Raw genomic sequence first — 1,949 nt, 5'->3', positions numbered from 1 at the left:
AATTTCAATTGTCTCATTCTATTATACTATTAATTATTTTTAGTTATTTACCAACTTGCTATTAGCGCTAACGTTTGAGCATGTTTTCGTTGCTGTAAGGTACGAAACAGCTATGAAATATGCTTGTTGTTAGCATTTCGTTTTATTTATTTAATACTTCTTTCCACTTCTCACCTTCAGCAAACTCTGTTATAGTCTGGTTTCTTTTGGTTAGTAATTCCACCATATATTTTTTAAGAAATAACTTGTCTGCAATTTTTCCAAGTAATCCAAAAGGCGAAACGTAATCAAAGTAATCTGTCATTATGGTTTTCTCATTCATATTCTTAAAATGATGCTCATGTCTAAATTGCTTAAAAGCACCTTCAACCATTTCATCTACAAAATATTCGTTCTTTTTAAATTCAGTTATTTCGGAGGTCAATTTATGATAAATACCAAAATGTTTTGCTCTCCAAGTTACACTTTCACCAAGTTCAATTAAACCACTTGTCTTTCCTGCGATTGCAGTTTCATTAGTGTGTTCTGTTGAAATTTTATGCAAGTCAATGCTCCGCGATAAATCAAATACTATTCTAATTTCAGCTTCGATTTCTGTTTTCAGTTCAATTCTTGGCATTTTCGTTCAATGGATTTCTGTGTTTTTTTCAGGTATTCTTTTTTATTTTTCTATCAAATCTTTCGGTAAATTATTTTCGAAAATATATTTGTTATTATTGTCTGGAATAGTCTCGTTGTGAATTATTAAATTCAAATCATTTTCAAAGTATAGATTAATTCCAAAACTCATTTTATTGTCATTTTTCCATACAAGTTCTTTCCATTTCAATAATTCCTTTCCTTTATATTTTTTGAAATCAGAAAAGTCAATTTCAATTTTTTCTATGGGATAAAAAAATTCATCATCTCCATAAGAGTTAATTTTATCAAAGGAATTATCCTCATGTTCCACAGTTGTAATTTCATCTGTCGATACTATTCTAATCCATTTGTCAAATTTTAGAAAAGTAACATTGATTTTGTCAATTAACTCTCCATTCAAAACAAATGATTGGATTTTTCCTCCATATAGTGGTTTCCCTATGCAAGAACCTATAATTTCTTCTCCTTTCATTGTAATTTATGAATGCTAACGGCTGAATAAAAATAGGCATTTATGCCGAACAGCTTTGCTGTAATTTTTATTTTTGTGTTGTGTGTTCGTTTTTTTACAAATCAAAGTCAAAATAATAACCTTTCTCATTTTCTGAGTCGTACCAGTAATATTTAAAATATTGATTTCCATCTGTCCAGCTATATTTCTGAAGGTTTTCGATTCTTTTTTTATCCCACCACTCAAAATCGTGTTGCATTCCAAATCCATTATCTGAGTTCACAGTGTCAACTATCAAGTTATGAGTATTAATTATCTGCTTTGAAGTTGTCGCGTTACAATTAAAAGCAAACATATAATCAGCGTCAATTCCGATAGCGTCATCAAAACAGTATATATTTTTTACGTCTGGAGTTATTCTGATTTTTAAAAATTCAGCAAATCTACTTCTATTATTTTCAGTATCAGCCTGGTCACAGTCAAAGGACGGAAAAACCTTATCAACTACTTTCTTAGTTTTTTCTTTAACCTTGTCAGTAACCTGTTCTGATTTATTCTTAATTCGATCACAAGAAATCATTCCTGTTGTCAGAATTAGAATTATCGATATGTAAATTAATCTCTTCATTTAATGACACACAACGTTTGTGTATGTTGTCGTTGCTAGCCCGAAGGGCAGCTATGCAATATACATATTGTTACATGCTGTTTTATTTTACAATGTACTATTTTTTAACATTCTACATATATTTTTATATCGTTTTTCTTTCAACTTTCGTTCATTTTGTCTTAGCACAAAACGAACCAAAAACCCAAGACCCGCACAAATAAATGATTTCATCCTGTGCAAAACAAA

Annotated in this window: 3 protein-coding genes; all 3 read right to left on the bottom strand. The window is 29.9% G+C overall.

The genetic code is table 11. The features are described from left to right. Nucleotides 1–142: 142 nt before the first annotated feature. The 3 genes from DNU06_RS17360 to DNU06_RS17350 all read right to left on the bottom strand — a co-directional run bounded on the left by DNU06_RS17360 (nucleotide 143) and on the right by DNU06_RS17350 (nucleotide 1,721). Nucleotides 143–619 (bottom strand): SRPBCC family protein, encoded by a 477-nt coding sequence (locus tag DNU06_RS17360; protein ID WP_111064768.1) that lies wholly within the window; start codon nucleotides 617–619, stop codon nucleotides 143–145. Nucleotides 620–661: 42 nt separating this feature from the next. Next, nucleotides 662–1,114, bottom strand: coding sequence for a hypothetical protein (locus DNU06_RS17355; RefSeq protein WP_111064767.1), 453 nt, complete (start codon nucleotides 1,112–1,114; stop codon nucleotides 662–664). Nucleotides 1,115–1,208: 94 nt separating this feature from the next. Continuing rightward, nucleotides 1,209–1,721, bottom strand: coding sequence for a hypothetical protein (locus DNU06_RS17350; RefSeq protein WP_233503069.1), 513 nt, complete (start codon nucleotides 1,719–1,721; stop codon nucleotides 1,209–1,211). Nucleotides 1,722–1,949: the final 228 nt, after the last annotated feature.

It is taken from the genome of Putridiphycobacter roseus (assembly GCF_003234935.1).
GTDB lineage: Bacteria > Bacteroidota > Bacteroidia > Flavobacteriales_D > Crocinitomicaceae > Putridiphycobacter > Putridiphycobacter roseus.
This window is presented reverse-complemented; position numbering and strand designations above follow the sequence as displayed.

What these genes read in the sequence shown, in the direction of transcription:
- DNU06_RS17355 (WP_111064767.1), bottom strand. Translation starts at nt 1,114, where the DNA reads ATGAAAGGAGAAGAAATTATAGGTTCTTGCATAGGGAAACCACTATAT.
- DNU06_RS17360 (WP_111064768.1), bottom strand. Translation starts at nt 619, where the DNA reads ATGCCAAGAATTGAACTGAAAACAGAAATCGAAGCTGAAATTAGAATA.
- DNU06_RS17350 (WP_233503069.1), bottom strand. Translation starts at nt 1,721, where the DNA reads ATGAAGAGATTAATTTACATATCGATAATTCTAATTCTGACAACAGGA.